This window comes from Shewanella sp. AC34-MNA-CIBAN-0136 (genome assembly GCF_040309945.1).
Taxonomy (GTDB): Bacteria; Pseudomonadota; Gammaproteobacteria; order Enterobacterales; family Shewanellaceae; genus Shewanella.
This window is the reverse complement of record NZ_JBEOPJ010000047.1, coordinates 1-664: the sequence shown is the minus strand read 5'-3', so window position 1 is coordinate 664 and position 664 is coordinate 1. Positions and strand designations below refer to the sequence as shown.

Below are 664 nucleotides of genomic sequence, written 5' to 3'. Positions count from 1 at the left end.
ACACCGCGCACAGTAATAACACGACGAGGCTGTTTAGGGTCGGTTTCAATCTCGGCGCGTAACCTAGATATATGCACGTCGATAGAACGGTCGAAGGCTTCCAAATCTGACCCTTGAAGTCCATTCATGAGTTGGTCGCGGGTTAATACTCGCCCTACGCCGTCTGCAAGTATCGAAAGAAGTTGGAACTGATAGGAGGTAAGGTCGCAGCGTTTGCCGTCTATCCGTGCCTCCATAGCATCCTTGTCGACTTCTAGTGCGCCAAAGCGAACGACATTGACGGTTTGCGAATGTGTACCTCGGCGCAATATGGCACGTAGCCGAGCGAGCAATTCTCGCGGTTCAAATGGTTTGGGCAAATAATCGTCAGCCCCCATTTCTAACCCCAACACACGATCAAGCGGGTCGCCCTTTGCAGTGAGCATTAAAATGGGAATGGCTTCGGTTGCCCTGAGTGTTCGGCATACTTCCAAACCATCAATATCAGGCAACATTAAATCAAGAATTGCCGCTCGAAAATTTCCTTGTTGCTGCAAAGCTAATCCAGAAGAACCATCTATTGCAGACGTGACAGAGTACCCCTCTTTCTCAAGATACTCTTTGATCATTGCTGCGAGACGTTCATCGTCGTCGATTAGCAAAATGTTGTCAGTCGTTTTGGTCA

The 664-nt window shown here is 48.8% G+C and carries 1 protein-coding gene; it reads right to left on the bottom strand.

Annotated features, from left to right (window positions below; translation table 11 throughout):
- Nucleotides 1–664, bottom strand: a 664-nt coding sequence (locus AAEY94_RS20605; RefSeq protein ID WP_220487399.1) for a response regulator, incomplete at both ends; no start/stop codon positions are given.